The following is a 17758-nucleotide window of genomic DNA, read 5'->3' as shown; positions in this document are numbered from 1 at the left end:
AAAAAATGATTATTGGTTTAACAGGAAGTATCGCGAGCGGGAAAAGTACCGTCGCAAAAATGTTTGAGAAGTTACAATTTCCAATCGTTGACGCCGACCAAGTAGCGCGTGTTGTCGTCGAGCCGGGTCGCGAAACATTGCAACAAATCGCCGCCGCTTTTGGCAGCGACGTCCTATTAGAAGATGGCCATATGGATCGTAAAAAAGTCGGAAATCTTATTTTTCATGACCCAGCAAAGCGCAAACAGCTAAACGATATTATTCATCCAGCCATTCGTAAAGAAATGCTTAGACAACGTGATGAATACTTGTCTGATGGGCATCCGCACGTTGTTATGGATATTCCATTGCTGTTTGAAAGTGGCTTGCAAAGTTATGTCGAACGCATTCTGGTCGTTTCTGTGACCGAGGAAAATCAATTGAAACGACTGATGGAACGCAATGCGTTAAGCGAGGAAGAAGCGCGTGCACGCATCAGTTCGCAATTGCCACTTTCGGTGAAAGAACAAGGCGCCGATGCAGTGATTTATAACAATGATTCAATTGAATCGACAACTGAACAATTGCATTACATTTTAAAAAAATGGAATGTGCTACAAGAGCTGTCATAAGCTCTTGTTTTTTTGTGCGAAAAGTTGTCAGAAAATAAAATCTTTAAATTTTGAGTGAAAAAAGGTTTTCCTTGGCATTTAATGTGCTATACTAATTGCAAATAAAGATGTTCAATTTAAACACAACCACATAGGAGGATTTATATAATGACAGTTTCAATTGCGATTAACGGATTTGGCCGCATCGGTCGTATGGTATTTAGAAAGGCTATGGCAGAGGATTTAAACATCGTGGCTATTAATGCTAGCTATCCTTCAGAAACTTTAGCTCACTTAATTAAATATGACACGACACATGGTCGTTTCGATGGTTCTGTTGAAGCCGGTGAAGATTTCTTAGTTGTAAATGGTAAGCGCATTCAATTAATTGCTGAACGTAACCCATTATTATTACCTTGGAAAGACATGAACGTAGATATCGTGATTGAAGCAACGGGTAAATTCAACGAGCGTTCAAAAGCTGCGCAACACTTAGAAGCTGGTGCGAAAAAAGTAATCTTAACAGCACCTGGTAAAAACGAAGATGTAACAATCGTTATGGGCGTAAATGATGAAAAATTAGATTTATCAAAACATGATGTTATTTCAAATGCTTCATGTACGACAAACTGCTTAGCTCCAGTAGCAAAAGTATTAAATGACACATTTGGTATCGACAATGGTTTAATGACAACCGTGCACTCATACACAAATGACCAAAACAATATCGATAACCCACATAAAGATTTACGTCGTGCTCGTTCTTGCGCGGAATCAATCATTCCAACTTCTACAGGTGCTGCAAAAGCATTAACACTTGTATTACCAGAATTACAAGGTAAATTACACGGTATGGCGCTACGCGTTCCAACACCTAACGTGTCATTAGTAGACTTAGTTGTGGATTTAAACGAAACAGTAACAGTTGAACAAGTAAACGAAGTGTTCAAACAAGCTTCACAAGGCGCATTAAAAGGCATCTTAGATTACACAGAAGAGCCACTTGTATCAAGCGACTTCAACACAAACCCAGCATCAGCTACAATTGACGGCCTAACAACAATGGTTATGGGCGACAAAAAAGTAAAAGTTCTTGCTTGGTATGATAACGAGTGGGGTTATTCTTCACGCGTTGTTGATTTAACGAAAAAAGTAATCGCTGGGTTAAATGCAGCGGTTAACGCTTAATTATAAAACACGTAAAAAATCCTAATTCATAACGTATTGAAAAAGACCGAGAATGCTACTCGGTCTTTTTGCGTTTTTAAATGAAGAAAGTCAATGTTTTCTACATAAATAACGACATCTATTCGATTTTTACTGTGGTTTTTTGATATAATAAGTAAACTATAAGATATATATCAGGAGAGTAGAAAAACTATGAGATGTCCAACGTGTCAATATAACGGAACAAAAGTAATTGATAGTCGCCCGGTAGATGACAACAAGGCAATTCGCCGCCGTCGTGAATGCGAATCATGTGGCTTCCGTTTTACAACATTTGAAAAAGTAGAAGAAATGCCATTGATCGTTGTAAAAAAAGATGGCTCTCGTGAAGAATTTAGCCACGAAAAAGTGCTACGTGGGTTAATTCGCGCATGTGAAAAACGTCCGGTTGCGTTATCTGTACTTGAAGAAATCGTTTTTAATATCGAAAAAGAATTGCGCCGACAAGGCAATGCAGAAGTAAAATCAGAAGATGTAGGCGAGATGGTCATGGAACGCCTCGCAAAAATTGATGAAGTATCGTATGTGCGCTTTGCATCCGTTTACCGCCAATTTAAAGATATTTCGGTGTTCTTAGAAGAAATGCGCGATTTAATCGACAAGCAAACAAAGGAAAAAGAACAACCGAATGATGAACAGTAAACAAGGGCAATAAGGAGGCGTCGTTTCAGTGGTAAATTTATATCGAGAATTACAGCCTGTAGACCGACTGTCGATTCGTATTCCTTTCCCGTTATCAAGTTATGAACGAAAATTAATTACGTTGCTTTATCAACCATTGATTGGGCCAGATGCCGTCAGCTTGTACTTTATGCTATGGGCAGAGGGTGAGGATATGATTGAAACCAATTTGTCGCATTATCATTTGATGAATGCGCTTGATATGCCGATTGCGCAAGTGTTTGAATCTCGTATCGCACTAGAGGCAATCGGTTTATTACGTAGCTGGCGTCGCGAGGAAGAAACGATGCGTTCATTTATTTATGATGTGATGCCGCCGCTTGATGCAAAATTATTTTTTGACGATCCAATTTTATCGATGTTTTTATATAGCAAAATTGGCGAGCATGCGTACCGTTTGCTGCGTCAGCGCTTTATTGTAAAAGGGTCAACAACGGCAGGTTATAGCGATGTATCGAGGTCGTTTATGGACGTCTATCAGCCGGTACAACAGCATATGCCACCAAATGATTTGCAGCTGTCTAGCGGTGTCGAAAAGCCAAAAGATATTCCATTTGAGACGCAAGATTTTGATTTTGACGCATTGCGCCAAGGGTTATCCGAGCAGCTCGTGCCACATTCTGTGCTAACACTAGAAGCAAAGGCTTTGATTGCCAAGCTTGCCTTCTTATATCATTTCTCACCGAAAGATATGCAAAAAATCGTGACGATGTCGCTTGATGAAATGATGCAAATTAATGACGCAAAATTGAAGAAATCGGCATCTAATTATTATAAAATGACGATTTCAACGGAACCGCCAACGATGAAGAAATTCGTTAAAGTCGAGGAATTGAAAGTTGAAGAGCCACAATTAGAGAGCAAAACGAAAAAAGATGGCATGATTGATAACTTCAATGAATTATCGCCAATTGAAATGTTAAGCGCGCTAGCAGGGGACAAGCAGCCATTCCCGAAAGATATTGAGCTTGTTGAGGAGCTTGTGTTGTCATATGATATGCCGGCGCCGGTCGTCAATGTGTTGATTCATTATACGTGTTTGCGTAACAACGGTCGTTTGAATAAAAATTATATGCATGCCATTGCGAGTGCATGGCGTTACTCAGGTGCTGAAACGGCCGAAGAGGCGATGAAGATGGCGCTTGATTTTGAACATCAAAAGCAAGTGAAAGAAGAACCTAAAACGTTCGTTGCTAGCGAGGCCATGCATACACAATATAAACTCTTACGCGCAGCGGCTGGGGTATTTTATCAAATTGAAGCCGCAAAAGATGACGCATTTACCGACAGTGAGCTGAAAACCAAAACGATTGAGCTCTTCCAGCAAACCGAACCGTTAACGTTGTTACAAATGTTAAATGACGGGAAAGAACCGTTTTCAAATGATTTAAAGGTCGTACAAAAAGCACTTGAAGCATTTGATATGCCGCAGGAAGTATTTAATGCGCTCATTCATTATGCGTATTTCACAAGTACCAATTCGCTTAATTTAAACTTTTTAGAGGCGATTGCAGCTAGCTGGCGCAAGGAAACGATTGCGACGGCCGAAGCGGCGCTTGATTATGCGAAGGCGTATCAGCAGTCAAAATCAGCAAAATATTATAAAACGTCTTATACGAAAGAGCCGCGCGTCGATGAATCGAAGCTGCCGGAATGGTTTAAAGATGGTCAGCATAAAAAGCATGTGGAACAACAGACAGAGCAGTCGCCCGTAACAGATTTTGAAGCGGAACGTCTTAAAATATTAGAAGAACTCGGCCTTGATGAAGGGTAGGTGAACGCCGTGGAACCGATAAAAAACCAAATCCAACAACGTATGGATGATGAATTTGAAGCGCGTTTAGCAAAAATGCAGCAAGGAGTTCTTGCGCATCCGGCTATTCAAGCGTTTGTTCAACAGCATCAATTATCAAAAGCAACAATCGAACGTGGCATGAACAAATTATTTGAATATACCTCACAGCAACATGATTGCAGTCAATGTGAGTCGGTGGCGCTTTGTAAAAATCCGATTAATGGGCTTGTGCCACAGTTAATTGTCGAGCGCGGCAATATTGATTTAGAATATGTACCATGTGAGACAAAGCGTATTGAAGATGAGCGTCGTAAAACGGCATCGATGATTTCGAGTATGCATATGCCACGCGAAGTTATGAAGGCAACGCTTGACGATATTAAAGTCGATAGCGAGCAACGCTTACATGCTTACAAAGAGGCGATGGCCTTTATTAGTCAGGCAAAGAAGGACCCCGAACATTTACCGAAACTAGGTTTGTATTTACATGGTAGCTTTGGTGTCGGGAAATCTTTTGTGCTCGCTGCGATTGCGAATGAACTTGCGACGATGCAGGTGCGGACGATTTTAGTTTATGTACCGGAATTTTTACGCGAATTAAAAAGTGCGATTGGTGAAAATTCATTAGAAGAAAAAATTGATTTTGTTAAAAAAGCACCGGTATTAATGCTTGATGATTTAGGGGCAGAAACGTTAACAGCGTGGACGCGCGATGAAATTTTAGGGACGATTTTACATTATCGTATGGCGGAGAGCTTGCCGACATTTATTTCATCGAATTTAAATTACAAAGAGTTAGAGCAACATTTAGCGCGCACAAAAGGCGATATTGACCCGGTAAAAGCAGGGCGTATTATGGAGCGTATTCGCACGATTACGAAGCCTGTCGATATGACCGGCGAAAATCGTCGTAGTTTTTAAGTAAGCCCCCCTTGAAATTTTGCGCAAAAGCGTATATAATTTGTTTCATAAAATGAACAAATGCGACGAAAAGGACAACAATGATTTGTACGACTTTCAGAGAGAGAAGCATAGGTGCGAGCTTCTTAGTACGGCAAATGATTTACCACCTTGGAGCAGCGGCAGTGAAGTTAGTAGTAATTGTCGACGGTAACGGCCCGTTAGCCGATCGAGAGCTTCGTCTTTGTACGCCACGAGTGGGTACATGGAAGGAAGAAGGGTGGAACCACGAGTATACATCTCGTCCCTTTGCGGACGGGATTTTTTTTATGCAAAAAATCTCCAGCTTGTGGCCTAGAGCGCTCGAAACATACTAAAGGAGAGAATTTAAAATGGCAGACATGATTAATTTAACATTCCCAGATGGTTCTGTGAAAGAATTTGACAAAGGGATTACGACAGATGCAGTAGCGGCTTCAATTAGCCCAGGACTACGCAAAAAAGCACTTGTTGGTAAATTCAACGGTGAATTAGTCGATACAAAAACACCACTTGAAGCGGATGGTACAATCGCCATCTTAACACAGCAAGATGATGAGTCACTTGATGTAATGCGTCACTCAACTGCTCACCTTTTAGCACAAGCATTAAAACGCATTTACCCTGGTATTAAACTAGGCATCGGACCAACAATCGAAAATGGTTTCTACTATGATGTTGATTCAGATACACCGATTACGGCAGAAGATTTCCCGGCAATCGAGAAAGAAATGAAACGCATCGTTGCTGAAAACATAGAAATCGAACGTCAAGACGTATCTCGCGCAGCAGCACAAGCGAAATTTGAAGAAATCGACGACCAATATAAATTGGAACTTCTTGAAGCAATTCCTGAAGATGAACAAGTATCAATCTATTCACAAGGCGAATTCTTCGACCTTTGCCGCGGTATTCACGTACCATCAACAGGCAAAATTAAAGAATTCAAATTATTATCAGTAGCAGGTGCTTACTGGCGCGGCGATTCTAAAAACAAAATGTTACAACGCGTATACGGCACTGCATTCTTCGATAAAAAAGATTTAAAAGCGCATCTTCAAATGCTTGAAGAAGCAAAAGAGCGTGACCACCGTAAACTAGGGAAAGAATTAGAATTATTTACAACAAATAAATTAGTTGGCCAAGGCTTACCGCTATGGTTACCAAATGGTGCTACTATCCGTCGTACAGTAGAACGTTATATCGTCGACAAAGAAGTATCACTAGGCTACAAACACGTATACACACCAATTATGGGTTCTAAAGATTTATACATCACTTCTGGTCACTGGGATCATTACCAAGAAGATATGTTCCCGCCAATGGAAATGGATAACGAAACATTAGTGTTACGCCCAATGAACTGTCCTCACCATATGATGGTTTATAAATCAGCAATGCGTTCATACCGCGACCTACCACTTCGTATCGCAGAGCTTGGTATGATGCACCGCTATGAAATGTCAGGCGCTGTTTCAGGATTACAACGTGTCCGCGGCATGACGTTAAATGATGCGCACCTTTTCGTACGTCCAGACCAAATCAAAGAAGAATTCAAAAAAGTAGTTGAATTAGTATTAGCAGTTTATAAAGATTTCGACTTAAACGATTACGAATTCCGTCTATCTTATCGTGACCCTCAAGATACTGAAAAATACTTTGATGATGATGCAATGTGGGAAAAAGCACAAAGCATGTTAAAAGAAGCAATGGATGACCTTGGCCTAGATTACTATGAAGCTGAAGGCGAAGCGGCATTCTACGGTCCAAAACTAGACGTTCAAGTAAAAACGGCGATTGGGAAGCAAGAAACATTATCGACTGTACAACTTGACTTCTTATTACCAGAACGCTTTGACCTTGGCTATGTTGGTCAAGATGGCGAATTACACCGTCCAGTTGTTATTCACCGTGGTGTTGTATCAACAATGGAACGTTTCGTAGCCTTCTTAATTGAAGAATACAAAGGGGCCTTCCCAACTTGGTTAGCACCTGTACAAGTACAAGTCATTCCAGTATCAAATGATGTTCACTTCGACTATGCGAAAAAAGTAGAGGAACAACTTCAAGCTGCTGGCATTCGTGTGGAAATGGATTACCGCGAAGAGAAATTAGGTTATAAAATCCGCGAAGCACAAATGAAAAAAATCCCGTACATGTTAGTGCTAGGGGATAAAGAAGTAGAAGCGGATAGTGTAAATGTTCGTAAATACGGCTCAAAAGATTCTGAAACAGTCCCATTTGCGGCATTCTTAGAAAAATTAGTAGCAGAAGCAACTAAATAATCATTTTTTATTGAAGAGACATTGCGTGAGCGCAGTGTCTCTTTTTTTGTGTCATTTATAACATTTACATGAAAGATAATACAAATGTATGATTTTTATAGGGTTTTTGCATATTTTTGCGAAAATAGTGGAATGTAGGAGAGGGTAGGTAGCAGCACAAATTATAATTGAAAGAGGGATTTTATGAAAAAAATATGGCAACGAGCAGCTGCAGCAGTAGCATTTACAGCGGTGTTATCAGCTAGTGTAGTCGATGCACAAGCAGATTATAAATCGGATTTTGTGTATACATATGCAAGTAGTGCGCAAACATTAGCAAAGCAAATGAATTTATATCCATCGGTGATGATTGCACAAATGGCGTTAGAAAGTAATTATGGCACAAGTGGTTTAACGCAATCAGCAAACAATTTATTTGGCGTGAAGGGCACGTACAATGGTCAATCCATTGCACTAAAGACGCAAGAACAACGCGGACATAAGCTTGTAACGGTGAAAAATCATTTCCGTTCATATCCATCAAAATGGGCATCGATGGTCGATTACACGAATATTATGCAAGGTCGTCATCTAAGCGGGGCATGGGTGTCGAATACATCAAGTTATCGTCAAGCTACACGTGCGCTAGCAGGTGTCTATGCGACCGATCGCAACTACAGTGCCAAATTAAATGCGATTATCGCGCAATATGGCTTAACGCGATACGATGCAAAGCGAGCAACAACGACAAAAACAAGTTATACTGTGAAAGCTACATCGTCTAAACGAACACATACCGTACGCGCAGGTGAGACGCTATCAAGTATCGCGATGAAATATAGTATGCCAGAGCGTACGATTATGGCTGCAAATGGGTTATCGAATGCCAATCATATAGTTGTCGGCAAACGATTGGTCATTCAATAAACATTTATTGCGAAAAAAAGTTGACACAACTTTATGTACATGATAGTATAAGTGAGGTTAATGAATACAATAGTTTGAGGTTAAGAAGAGGCTGCCCGCTTCTCACCTGATTCTCGTCTTTAAGTAGTACGAGCAGGTTATGAAAACAAATCGCACATGCATTTCGCATGAACATATATATTGCGGGCGGACATTTCGACTATGTCCGCCTTTTTTTGTGGACATCGAAATACCGACCGATTTTCGGGCAATCGAGCCCAAACACTGTATTCGCGACACTACTTGGAGGTGGATTATCATTAGCAAAGACATGTATGTAAACGAAGGTATTCGTGCTCGTGAACTTCGTGTTATCGACCAAAATGGTGAACAGCTAGGAGTTAAGACGCGTAATGATGCTTTGAAAATTGCAGAACGTGCAAACTTGGATCTTGTCCTTGTGGCTCCACAAGCTAAGCCACCGGTTGCTCGTATTATGGACCACGGTAAGTTCAAATTCGAACAACAAAAGAAAGATCGCGAAGTACGTAAAAACCAAAAAGTAATTGTTCTGAAAGAAGTACGCTTAAGCCCTACAATTGATGAACATGATTACCAAACGAAATTACGTAACGGGATTAAATTCCTTGAAAAAGGAGACAAAGTTAAAGCGTCTATTCGCTTTAAAGGTCGTGCAATCACGCACAAAGAAATCGGTCAACGTGTATTAGACCGTTTTGCTGAAGACTGTAAAGAAGTAGCAACTGTTGAACAACGTGCGAAAATGGAAGGTCGCAGCATGTTCTTAGTATTACAACCTAAGAACGAAAAAAATTAACTTTTTAGTTGAACAAGCTTAGGAGGAATTCGAAATGCCAAAAATGAAAACTCACCGTGGCGCTGCTAAACGTTTCAAAAAAACTGGTAGCGGTAAATTAAAATTTGACCGTGCTTACGGAAGCCACTTATTCGCAAACAAATCTACTAAACAAAAACGTCACCTACGTAAAGCTGGTATCGTATCAGCAGGCGACTACAAACGCATCAAATCTTTATTAGCTTACAAATAATTATTTAGATCGTTCCAATAACATAAAAAATATAGAATATTCATCTTACATATAAGATGGATAGCAGGAGGTAATTAGTATGCCACGCGTAAAAGGCGGTACAGTAACACGCGCACGTCGCAAAAAAGTTTTAAAATTAGCTAAAGGTTACTTTGGTTCTAAACATACATTATACAAAGTAGCTAACCAAGCAGTAATGAAGTCAGGTCAATATGCATACCGTGACCGTCGTCAAAAGAAACGTGATTTCCGTAAACTATGGATCACTCGTATCAACGCAGCTGCTCGCATCAACGGTTTATCTTACAGCCGTTTAATGCACGGTTTAAAACTTGCTAACATCGACGTTAACCGTAAAATGTTAGCTGAATTAGCAGTATCTGATGCTGCTGCATTCACTCAATTAGCTGACGCTGCAAAAGCTCAATTAGCTAAATAATTGGAAGCACCGATGCTTCTTTTAAAGACTCAATCTTAGGATTGGGTCTTTTTTTGCGATTAAAAAAAAGAGGCTGGGACATAAGTGAAAATTCCAACCTCTAATAGAGAAGGGGATGTCGAATTTGACATCGCTTTCTCTATTTTTATACGCGATACGAGAATTATCCTTCCCGTATGGCGTATTTTCTTAGGTTTGTAGCCATTAATGCGCGGTTTTTCACTTTCAATTTTACGTTGACGATAGATTGCAGCTGTTTTTGGTTCTGAAAGCTTCTCTTGGAATACTTTCAACGAGATGGTGAATATGAAAGGCAATATCATTTTTTTGTAATTTCACTTCTTTCGTTTGAAATTTGGTTGTAGGACACTTAAATTTTAACAGGAAGTGTCCTTTTTTCCATAAGGAATTTTTGATAGCAGTATATAAAAGTTGTTTGGAGTGGAGGCTGCGACTTCTGCGGGAACAGCACGAGCGGAATAGCCATTTTTTTCGCGCCCTCGCGAAAAAAATTAGATGGAGCCGTGCCCGCGAAAAGCGTCGGCCGAAACAACGAACAACGGTTGCCTAGCAGACAAAAAAGACATTCATGATTTTATTCAAATCATGAATGTCTTTTCTTATTGACTAGGGTTTTGTCCCAGCCTCTTTTAATTATGATTGAATAATAGCGCTGCAATATCTTCTTTATTGTGTAAGAAATCGCTTAGCTTATATTCATCAAGTACTGCTATATATGCATGAAGTGCTTTGTTTAGCGCACCTTTTAAGTTACAGACTGGAGAGATTACGCACCCGACCGATTCGGGGTTAAAGCAATCGACTAAATAGAAATCTTCTTCCGTTTGGCGGACGACTTCGCCGATGCCGATAGCTTCTGGACGTTTTGCAAGACGAATACCACCGCCACGACCTCGAATCGTTTCGATATAGCCCATCTTACCAAGCTCATGCGTTACTTTCATTAAGTGGTTTTTAGAAATGCCGTACGCATCTGAAATTTCTTTAATTGTTGATAAAGCTTCAGGCTCTTTGGCGCCAAGAAATAAAAGAACACGCAATGAATAGTCTGTGTACAATGTTAATCGCACTTGATTCACCACCTATTCATAAATAGTATAACAGAGCTACGAAAAAGAGTCTTGTTTTTAAAGATGTATTTAAAATATGTCTTTTTTGTTAAAGATGTATTTTATATATTGCTTTAAGTGTCAGAGCGGAGTATATTTAAGGTGTTAAAAGAAGAGAGGACGTGTCGAACATGTTATCACAAGAAACAATGAATATTATTAAATCAACTGCTCCGGTATTAGAAGTACATGGGGTGACAATTACAAAAACATTTTATAAAAATTTATTTGAAGCACATCCTGAACTGTTAAATATTTTCAATCATACAAACCAATCACAAGGACGCCAACAAACAGCGTTAGCAAATACAGTATATGCAGCAGCAGTACACATTGAAAACTTAGAAGCGATTTTACCGGTTGTTCATCAAATCGGACAAAAACACCGTTCATTAGGCATCTTACCTGAACATTATCCAATCGTTGGTCAATTTTTACTTGCAGCAATTAAAGAAGTATTAGGCGATGCAGCAACAGATGAAATTTTAGGTGCATGGGCTGATGCATACGGCGTAATCGCAGATGCATTTATCCAAACAGAAGAAGGCTTATACCAAGAAGCAGAACAAAAAGATGGCGGTTACCGCGGTTTCAAACCATTTAAAGTATCACGCAAAGTAGCTGAAAGTGAATTAATTACATCATTCTACTTAGTACCAGCAGATGGCGCGGCATTACCTGAATACTTACCAGGTCAATACATTTCTGTACAAGTGAATATTCCAGGCCATCCATATACGCATAACCGTCAATATTCATTATCTCAAGCATACAATGGGAAAGAATACCGCATCTCTGTAAAAGCTGAAAAACAAGCGACTCCAAAAGGCGTAGTATCAAACTACTTACATGCAAACTTAAATGTTGGTGATGAGTTAATGCTATCTGTACCAGCAGGTGACTTCGTTTACGACACAGCAAGCGGCACACCAGTAACATTTTTAGCAGGTGGCGTTGGTGCAACACCACTTGTATCGATGTATCAAACAGCAGCAAAAGAAAACACTGCAAAAGTGAAATTCATTCATAGTGCAACACATATTAGCTTACACCCATTCGAACGCGAATTATTAGCAATCGCATTCCCAAGCAAAAACGCGACATACGTTCCGGTAACAACAGCAGCGTCTGGTCAAATCGATCAAGACTTCCTAGCAACACATGTTGATTTAACGGGTGAAGTGTATGTATGTGGTCCTGTAGGCTTCATGAAAGCAATGGTTAACTATTTAACAGCACTAGGTATGCCAAAAGAAAACATTCATTTTGAATTCTTTGGCCCAGCGATTGCACTATAAAAATGAAGACAAGAGGTGAGCGTAGTGCTTGTCTCTTTTTTTGTGGCAAAAATAATGTATCAGCAGCCAACAATTTTGCTAACTATGTTATAATGTGGAATTAGTTGTTGGTTATTTGTAATAGAACTGTAACCATTTTGTTAAAGTTAATAAACAGGATAAATGGTACGCTAGAGTTGTATGAGGCAAGCCATTTATACTAAATAGTTTCGAGGAAGGAAAGTGAAATATGGGAAAAGTGAAGTATTTTGTTGTGTGCTTAGTCATTGCCTTTTTATCATTTGTCGGCTATGAACAAGTTTCTGCACAGACGTTAACAGCGGAAAATGATGGGCATGTAAACACAGCAAAACCAGAGAGTACAGTGCCTTGGGAGTATGGTCCGGAGACGCCGAAATCTGCAGTTCAACCATTATCATCGAGTCCAGTCATTGCGGATATTTCGAAATGGCAAGGGAATATTGACTGGTCAAAAGCATCTAAGGCTTTAGATTTAGTGATTATTCGCACACAGTATGGTTCGGGCATGGAAGATTATATGCATGACTCATACGAGAAGAGTGCCACAAAATATGAAGTGCCGTTTGGTGTTTATTCATATGTATTAGCTAGTACACCGGCAAGTGCACGTGCAGAGGCGCGCAATTTTTATAACCGTGCATCAAAAAACACTAAATTTTATGTGTTAGATGTAGAGGAATTTACGAATAATAACACACCGTATACAATGCGTGCTATCGTCGAAGCGTATGTAGATGAGTTGCGCAGTTTATCAAATAAAAAGGTAGGCTTATATGTGGCCAACCACCTCTATAGTAAGTTGAACTTAAAAACATCTGATTTTGATTTTGTATGGATCCCGCGTTATAGCTCACAAAGACCGAGCTACAATCACCATTTATGGCAATATACAGATAGCGGTCGCGTACCAGGGATTTCTGGTGGCGTAGACTTAAACCGTTTAGCGCCAGGCGTACCACTGAGCTTCTTTACAGGTGATGTTACGCAAGTCGGCAATCCATCGTCAGGTACATACTATAAAACAAACCCTGGCAAAATCGTGACGAAGCAAGAAATTCCACAATTTACATCAACATCATTTAAAACGAAAAAAGGTTCGATTGATAAAGGTGAAGTTGTGCATGTCAAACGTGTCGTCAAAGCATCAAATGGCACACCGCGATTACAATTAACAAATGGTCGCTACATTACAGCAAATAAAAAATATGTCTTAAAAGCAAATCCGAATATTGATTTTGATGATTACTACACAGCAAAAGACAATGTGAAATATGCCTTGCTGAAAAAAGCGAATGCAGAATTTACGAGCGTTGATTTTACAAACGCTAAAAAAGCAGGCACATTACCAAAAGGAAAAGCGGTCAAAGTAACGGGCGTATCTTATACAGCCGGCGGGACACCACGCTTAAAACTATCGAACGGTCGCTATATGACAGCGAAGAAATCGGTCGTTCAAAAAATTAAAGATTCCGCAACACCAACTAATTATTACACATCGGTTGATAGCGTGAAAAAAGCGCTGATCAAACAACCAGAATACGAATATACATCAACAGCATTTAGCGATGCGACTCGTCGCGCAGCTGTTGCACAACATGCGATTGTCGATGTTGAGGCTGTAACGTATTCAAGCGGTGGCGTGCCACGTTTGAAATTATCAAACGGACATTATATGACAGCGAAGAAAACAATCGTACAAAAAGTAGCATCGAATATCGATAGTTTCTATACGACAATTCCTGAACAAGTTGTCACAAACGCACAAACATATGCGTATGACGGCTTGTATTTTGATGAAGCCAACATCGTCAAAACGATTCCAGCAAACACAAAACTTGCTGTAAAGAGCATCGTTTATACGACAAACGGTTATCCTAAATTTGTTTTAGACGATCATACCGTTGTATCAGCAGAAAAAGCATTGTATCAATAACGAGCAGACTGGGTCAAATAGTGACTCAGTCTTTTTTAATTCAAGTCTTTTTCTTTTGCTGAAAGTTCGTTACGATAATAAAGATAGGAGTGTTAACATGACAACATTTAAAGTAGAAAAATTAAACGACGAGGCTATTTTGCCGTATAAGGCCCATGCGAGTGACGCGGGATTTGATCTTTTTGCGAATGAGCAAGTAATGATTCCAGCAGGTGAATCACGTGGCATTGCGACAGGAATTCGCATGGAATTACCTGAATGGACAGAGGCGCAAGTACGTCCACGTAGCGGTTTAGCACTGAAGCATGCTGTGACAGTATTAAATGCACCAGGTACAATTGATGCAGGGTACCGCGGCGAAGTGAAGATTATTTTAATCAACCACGGGAAAGAACAATTTATCGTCGAAAAAGGCATGAAAATGGCTCAAATGGTCATTGCACCTGTCATGAATATTACGATGGAAGAAGGCCCTGTAAATTTAGAGTCAGATCGTAAGGAAGCAGGCTTTGGTTCAAGCGGCAAATTTTAATCGAATGCGACTCGGTTAGTAATACTGAGTCGTTTTTTTAATGTGATAGTTCGGACTTCGTAGTATAATTAGTAAGAATGAGTAAAAATAAAGGGGATGCGAAGATGATACAACAAGTAGATGAAACATTGCACATGCTAAAAGAGTTAACAGATGCACGCGCCATTGCGGGAAATGAAAAAGAATCACGTGAGGTTATGGAAAAATACATTACACCTTATGCGGATGAAATCGATCATGATAATTTAGGCTCAGTTATCGCGAAGAAGGTCGGCGATGCCAATGGTCCGAAAATTATGGTGGCTGGACATTTAGATGAAGTCGGCTTTATGGTAACGCAAATTACAGAAAAAGGCTTTATTAAATTTCAAACGGTAGGCGGCTGGTGGGGTCAAGTCATGCTTGCACAACGTGTTCAAATTGTTACATCAAAAGGGGAAACAATTGTCGGTGTTATCGGTTCAAAACCACCACATATTTTACCGGCAGCACAGCGGTCAAAAACATATGAAATTAAAGACATGTTTATTGATGTAGGTGCCACATCAGATGAAGAAGTAAAAGAATGGGGTATTCGTCCAGGGGATATGATTGCACCATACTTCGAATTTACTGTCATGAAAAATGATAAACATTTATTAGCAAAAGCATGGGATAACCGTATTGGTTGTGCGATTGCAATTGAAGTATTAAAACGCTTAAAAGATGAACAGCATCCAAATGTAGTGTATGGCTGTGGCGTTGTCCAAGAAGAAGTTGGTTTACGTGGCTCAAAAACAGCGACACATAAAATTAATCCAGATATCGGTTTTGCGGTTGATGTTGGTATTGCAGGCGATACACCGGGAATTTCAAAATCAGAAGCGGCAAGTGAAATTGGTAAAGGACCACAAATTATCGTTTATGATGGCTCGATGATTTCACACCGTGGCTTACGTGAATTAGTCGTTGAAACAGCAGAAGAACAAGCGATTCCGTACCAATATGAAGCGATTCCTGGTGGCGGTACTGATGCGGGCTCGATTCATTTAACGATGAATGGTGTGCCGGCACTATCAATCGGTATTGCAACGCGTTACATTCATTCACATGCGGGTATTTTACATCGCGATGATTTTGACAATACCGTTGATTTAGTCGTGGCGGTTATTAAAAAATTAGATGCAGCTACCGTTCAAAAGATTACATTTGAATAAGCGCTCATAGAAAGAAGTTGGAAGAATCTCCAACTTCTTTTTTTGCTTTCTAGAAAAGCATTGTTTAAAGATAGATGCATTTGTAATGCATAATATACAAAACAAACTGCATAAACAGTGTATTGTGCATAAATGAATTGTAAGGATAGTGTAAATTTAAAAAGTGTAAAAGTCGTCTGAAACGTTGATTTATAAATGTTTTTGGCGCATTTTTTATGTAAATATTAAAATTTTTTAGAAAAAACATAAAAATACAGTTGACTTCATAATTATGCAGTTGTATGATAAGTACATAAAGTTAAACGTTTAGGAGCGATGACAAATGAAATTACTAGAAGAAATTGAATTACAACCCGTTCATACATTAAAGGGCAAACACTTATTGTCATTAGTCGATTACACAAGCGATGAAATCAAACAGCTTGTCGAATTAGCTATCAAAATGAAAATTGTCACAAAAGAATCAGGTTCACCTAAATTATTAGAAGGTAAAACATTAGCGATGATCTTTGAAAAGAACTCAACTCGTACACGTGTTTCTTTTGAAGTCGGTATGCACCAACTAGGTGGTAAAGGCATGTACATGAATGCCCGCGACTTACAAATCGGCCGTGGCGAAACAGTTCACGATACAGCGCTTGTACTATCAGGCTATGTAGATGGCATCATGATTCGCGCAAATGAACATACAATGGTACAAGAATTAGCACAGTATTCAAAAGTACCAGTAATCAATGGCTTAACAGATGTGTCACATCCATGCCAAGCATTAGCTGACCTTGAAACAATTGCTGAAGTAAAAGGCTCATTTGAAGGCTTAAAAGTTGCGTATATCGGTGACGGTAACAACGTTGCACACTCATTAGTTGCCGCTTGCGCACACGTTGGCATCGATTCTGTTATCGCTGCACCAGTTGGCTATGAACCAGATCCAGCAGTTATCGCGAAAGTACAACAAATTGCCGCAAGCAATGGCTGTACAGTATCGGTTACAACAGACCCTGTTGAAGCAGTAAAAGATGCCGATGTTATTTACTCAGACGTTTGGACATCAATGGGTCAAGAAGAAGAATCAGCAAAACGCTTAAAAGACTTCGAAGGCTACCAAATTAACGAAGCATTAGTCGCACACGCAAAAGCAGATTACATGTTCCTACACTGCTTACCAGCACACCGCGAGGAAGAAGTAACAGCAGCGGTTATTGACAACCCAGAACATTCATACATTTTCCATCAAGCTGAAAACCGCATGCACGCTCAAAAAGCGGTACTTGTGTCACTTTTAGCAGACTAATAAATTAGAACAATCATTAAAAGGCGCCTGTGAACGCGAATGATGATGCACGCTAATACGGAGTTCACTGAGTCGTAATCCACAGAGGGGGATGAACACTCAGCCGCTATTATACCCGGACCAACTTGGCAGAGGACAAGTTGGTCTTTTTTTATTTAAGTGATGAATCGACTCGTTCAGATTCGAAGGGCAAATAAAGCTTCTGACAAGCGGCGACTAGCCGCGTAGGAAGAAGTGATTTGACCCGAGAATCTAGTCGATGAATCCGGATAAGTTCGCTGGACGCTTATCTTCCTTAAGAAAATAAAGCAAGTGACGTTCTATGTCACGCTGGAGAGTGCGAAACAACCCAAAGAGTTAGCGCTTGAAACCGGATAAGTACGCCAGCCGCGAACTAGATAAGCGTTGTAGTGCTAATCATTGAAACCACCGCTACTTTTCTC

The 17758-nt window shown here is 39.9% G+C and carries 16 protein-coding genes and 1 other annotated feature; of the genes, 15 read left to right on the top strand and 1 reads right to left on the bottom strand.

The annotated features are described in order from the left end of the window. The first annotated feature begins 5 nt into the window (after positions 1-5). The 10 genes from coaE to rplT all read left to right on the top strand — a co-directional run bounded on the left by coaE (position 6) and on the right by rplT (position 9911). On the top strand, positions 6-611 hold the full coding sequence (coaE, locus tag V514_RS0107890; RefSeq protein ID WP_029499436.1) for a dephospho-CoA kinase: 606 nt from the start codon (positions 6-8) through the stop codon (positions 609-611). Positions 612-758: 147 nt separating this feature from the next. Continuing rightward, positions 759-1778: a glyceraldehyde-3-phosphate dehydrogenase gene (locus tag V514_RS0107885; RefSeq protein WP_029499435.1), complete on the top strand. Its 1020-nt coding sequence runs from the start codon at positions 759-761 to the stop codon at positions 1776-1778. A gap of 192 nt (positions 1779-1970) precedes the next feature. After that, entirely contained in the window at positions 1971-2459 is a 489-nt protein-coding gene (gene nrdR, locus V514_RS0107880) for a transcriptional regulator NrdR (RefSeq protein ID WP_029499433.1), read from the top strand. Between the two features lie 28 nt (positions 2460-2487). Beyond that, positions 2488-4272: a DnaD domain protein gene (locus V514_RS0107875; RefSeq protein WP_029499432.1), complete on the top strand. Its 1785-nt coding sequence runs from the start codon at positions 2488-2490 to the stop codon at positions 4270-4272. A gap of 9 nt (positions 4273-4281) precedes the next feature. After that, on the top strand, positions 4282-5214 hold the full coding sequence (gene dnaI, locus V514_RS0107870) for a primosomal protein DnaI (protein WP_029499430.1): 933 nt from the start codon (positions 4282-4284) through the stop codon (positions 5212-5214). 56 nt (positions 5215-5270) lie between these two features. Continuing rightward, positions 5271-5505 (top strand) — a binding site (T-box leader). Between the two features lie 80 nt (positions 5506-5585). Then, entirely contained in the window at positions 5586-7517 is a 1932-nt protein-coding gene (gene thrS, locus V514_RS0107860; protein ID WP_029499428.1) for a threonine--tRNA ligase, read from the top strand. Positions 7518-7700: 183 nt separating this feature from the next. Beyond that, positions 7701-8423: a glucosaminidase domain-containing protein gene (locus tag V514_RS0107855; protein WP_029499426.1), complete on the top strand. Its 723-nt coding sequence runs from the start codon at positions 7701-7703 to the stop codon at positions 8421-8423. A gap of 310 nt (positions 8424-8733) precedes the next feature. Continuing rightward, a complete protein-coding gene (gene infC / locus V514_RS0107850) occupies positions 8734-9240 on the top strand; it encodes a translation initiation factor IF-3 (RefSeq protein ID WP_029499424.1) in 507 nt (168 codons plus the stop codon). 34 nt (positions 9241-9274) lie between these two features. Next, a complete protein-coding gene (gene rpmI, locus V514_RS0107845) occupies positions 9275-9472 on the top strand; it encodes a 50S ribosomal protein L35 (RefSeq protein ID WP_010288254.1) in 198 nt (65 codons plus the stop codon). Between the two features lie 79 nt (positions 9473-9551). Then, positions 9552-9911, top strand: coding sequence for a 50S ribosomal protein L20 (rplT, locus tag V514_RS0107840; protein WP_029499422.1), 360 nt, complete (start codon positions 9552-9554; stop codon positions 9909-9911). Between the two features lie 650 nt (positions 9912-10561). On the opposite strand, the gene V514_RS0107835 is transcribed toward rplT, so the two are convergent. Further along, positions 10562-11002, bottom strand: coding sequence for an RrF2 family transcriptional regulator (locus V514_RS0107835; protein WP_029499421.1), 441 nt, complete (start codon positions 11000-11002; stop codon positions 10562-10564). A 170-nt stretch (positions 11003-11172) separates the two neighbouring features. Between V514_RS0107835 and hmpA the strand changes: the two genes are divergently transcribed. The 5 genes from hmpA (at position 11173) to argF (ending at position 17315) form a co-directional block, all read left to right on the top strand. After that, positions 11173-12339: an NO-inducible flavohemoprotein gene (gene hmpA / locus V514_RS0107830; RefSeq protein ID WP_029499420.1), complete on the top strand. Its 1167-nt coding sequence runs from the start codon at positions 11173-11175 to the stop codon at positions 12337-12339. A gap of 229 nt (positions 12340-12568) precedes the next feature. Next, positions 12569-14293 carry a DUF5776 domain-containing protein gene (locus V514_RS0107825; RefSeq protein WP_029499419.1) on the top strand — a complete coding sequence of 575 codons (1725 nt, stop codon included), beginning with the start codon at positions 12569-12571 and terminating at the stop codon, positions 14291-14293. Positions 14294-14390: 97 nt separating this feature from the next. Beyond that, entirely contained in the window at positions 14391-14825 is a 435-nt protein-coding gene (dut, locus tag V514_RS0107820; protein ID WP_029499418.1) for a dUTP diphosphatase, read from the top strand. Between the two features lie 107 nt (positions 14826-14932). After that, positions 14933-16021: a M42 family metallopeptidase gene (locus V514_RS0107815; protein WP_029499416.1), complete on the top strand. Its 1089-nt coding sequence runs from the start codon at positions 14933-14935 to the stop codon at positions 16019-16021. A gap of 322 nt (positions 16022-16343) precedes the next feature. Continuing rightward, a complete protein-coding gene (gene argF, locus V514_RS0107810) occupies positions 16344-17315 on the top strand; it encodes an ornithine carbamoyltransferase (protein WP_029499415.1) in 972 nt (323 codons plus the stop codon). Positions 17316-17758 lie beyond the last annotated feature (443 nt).

It is taken from the genome of Kurthia huakuii LAM0618 (assembly GCF_000505545.1).
GTDB lineage: Bacteria > Bacillota > Bacilli > Bacillales_A > Planococcaceae > Kurthia > Kurthia huakuii.
Note: the sequence above shows the minus strand (reverse complement) of the source record. Positions and strands in the feature narration are given on the sequence as shown.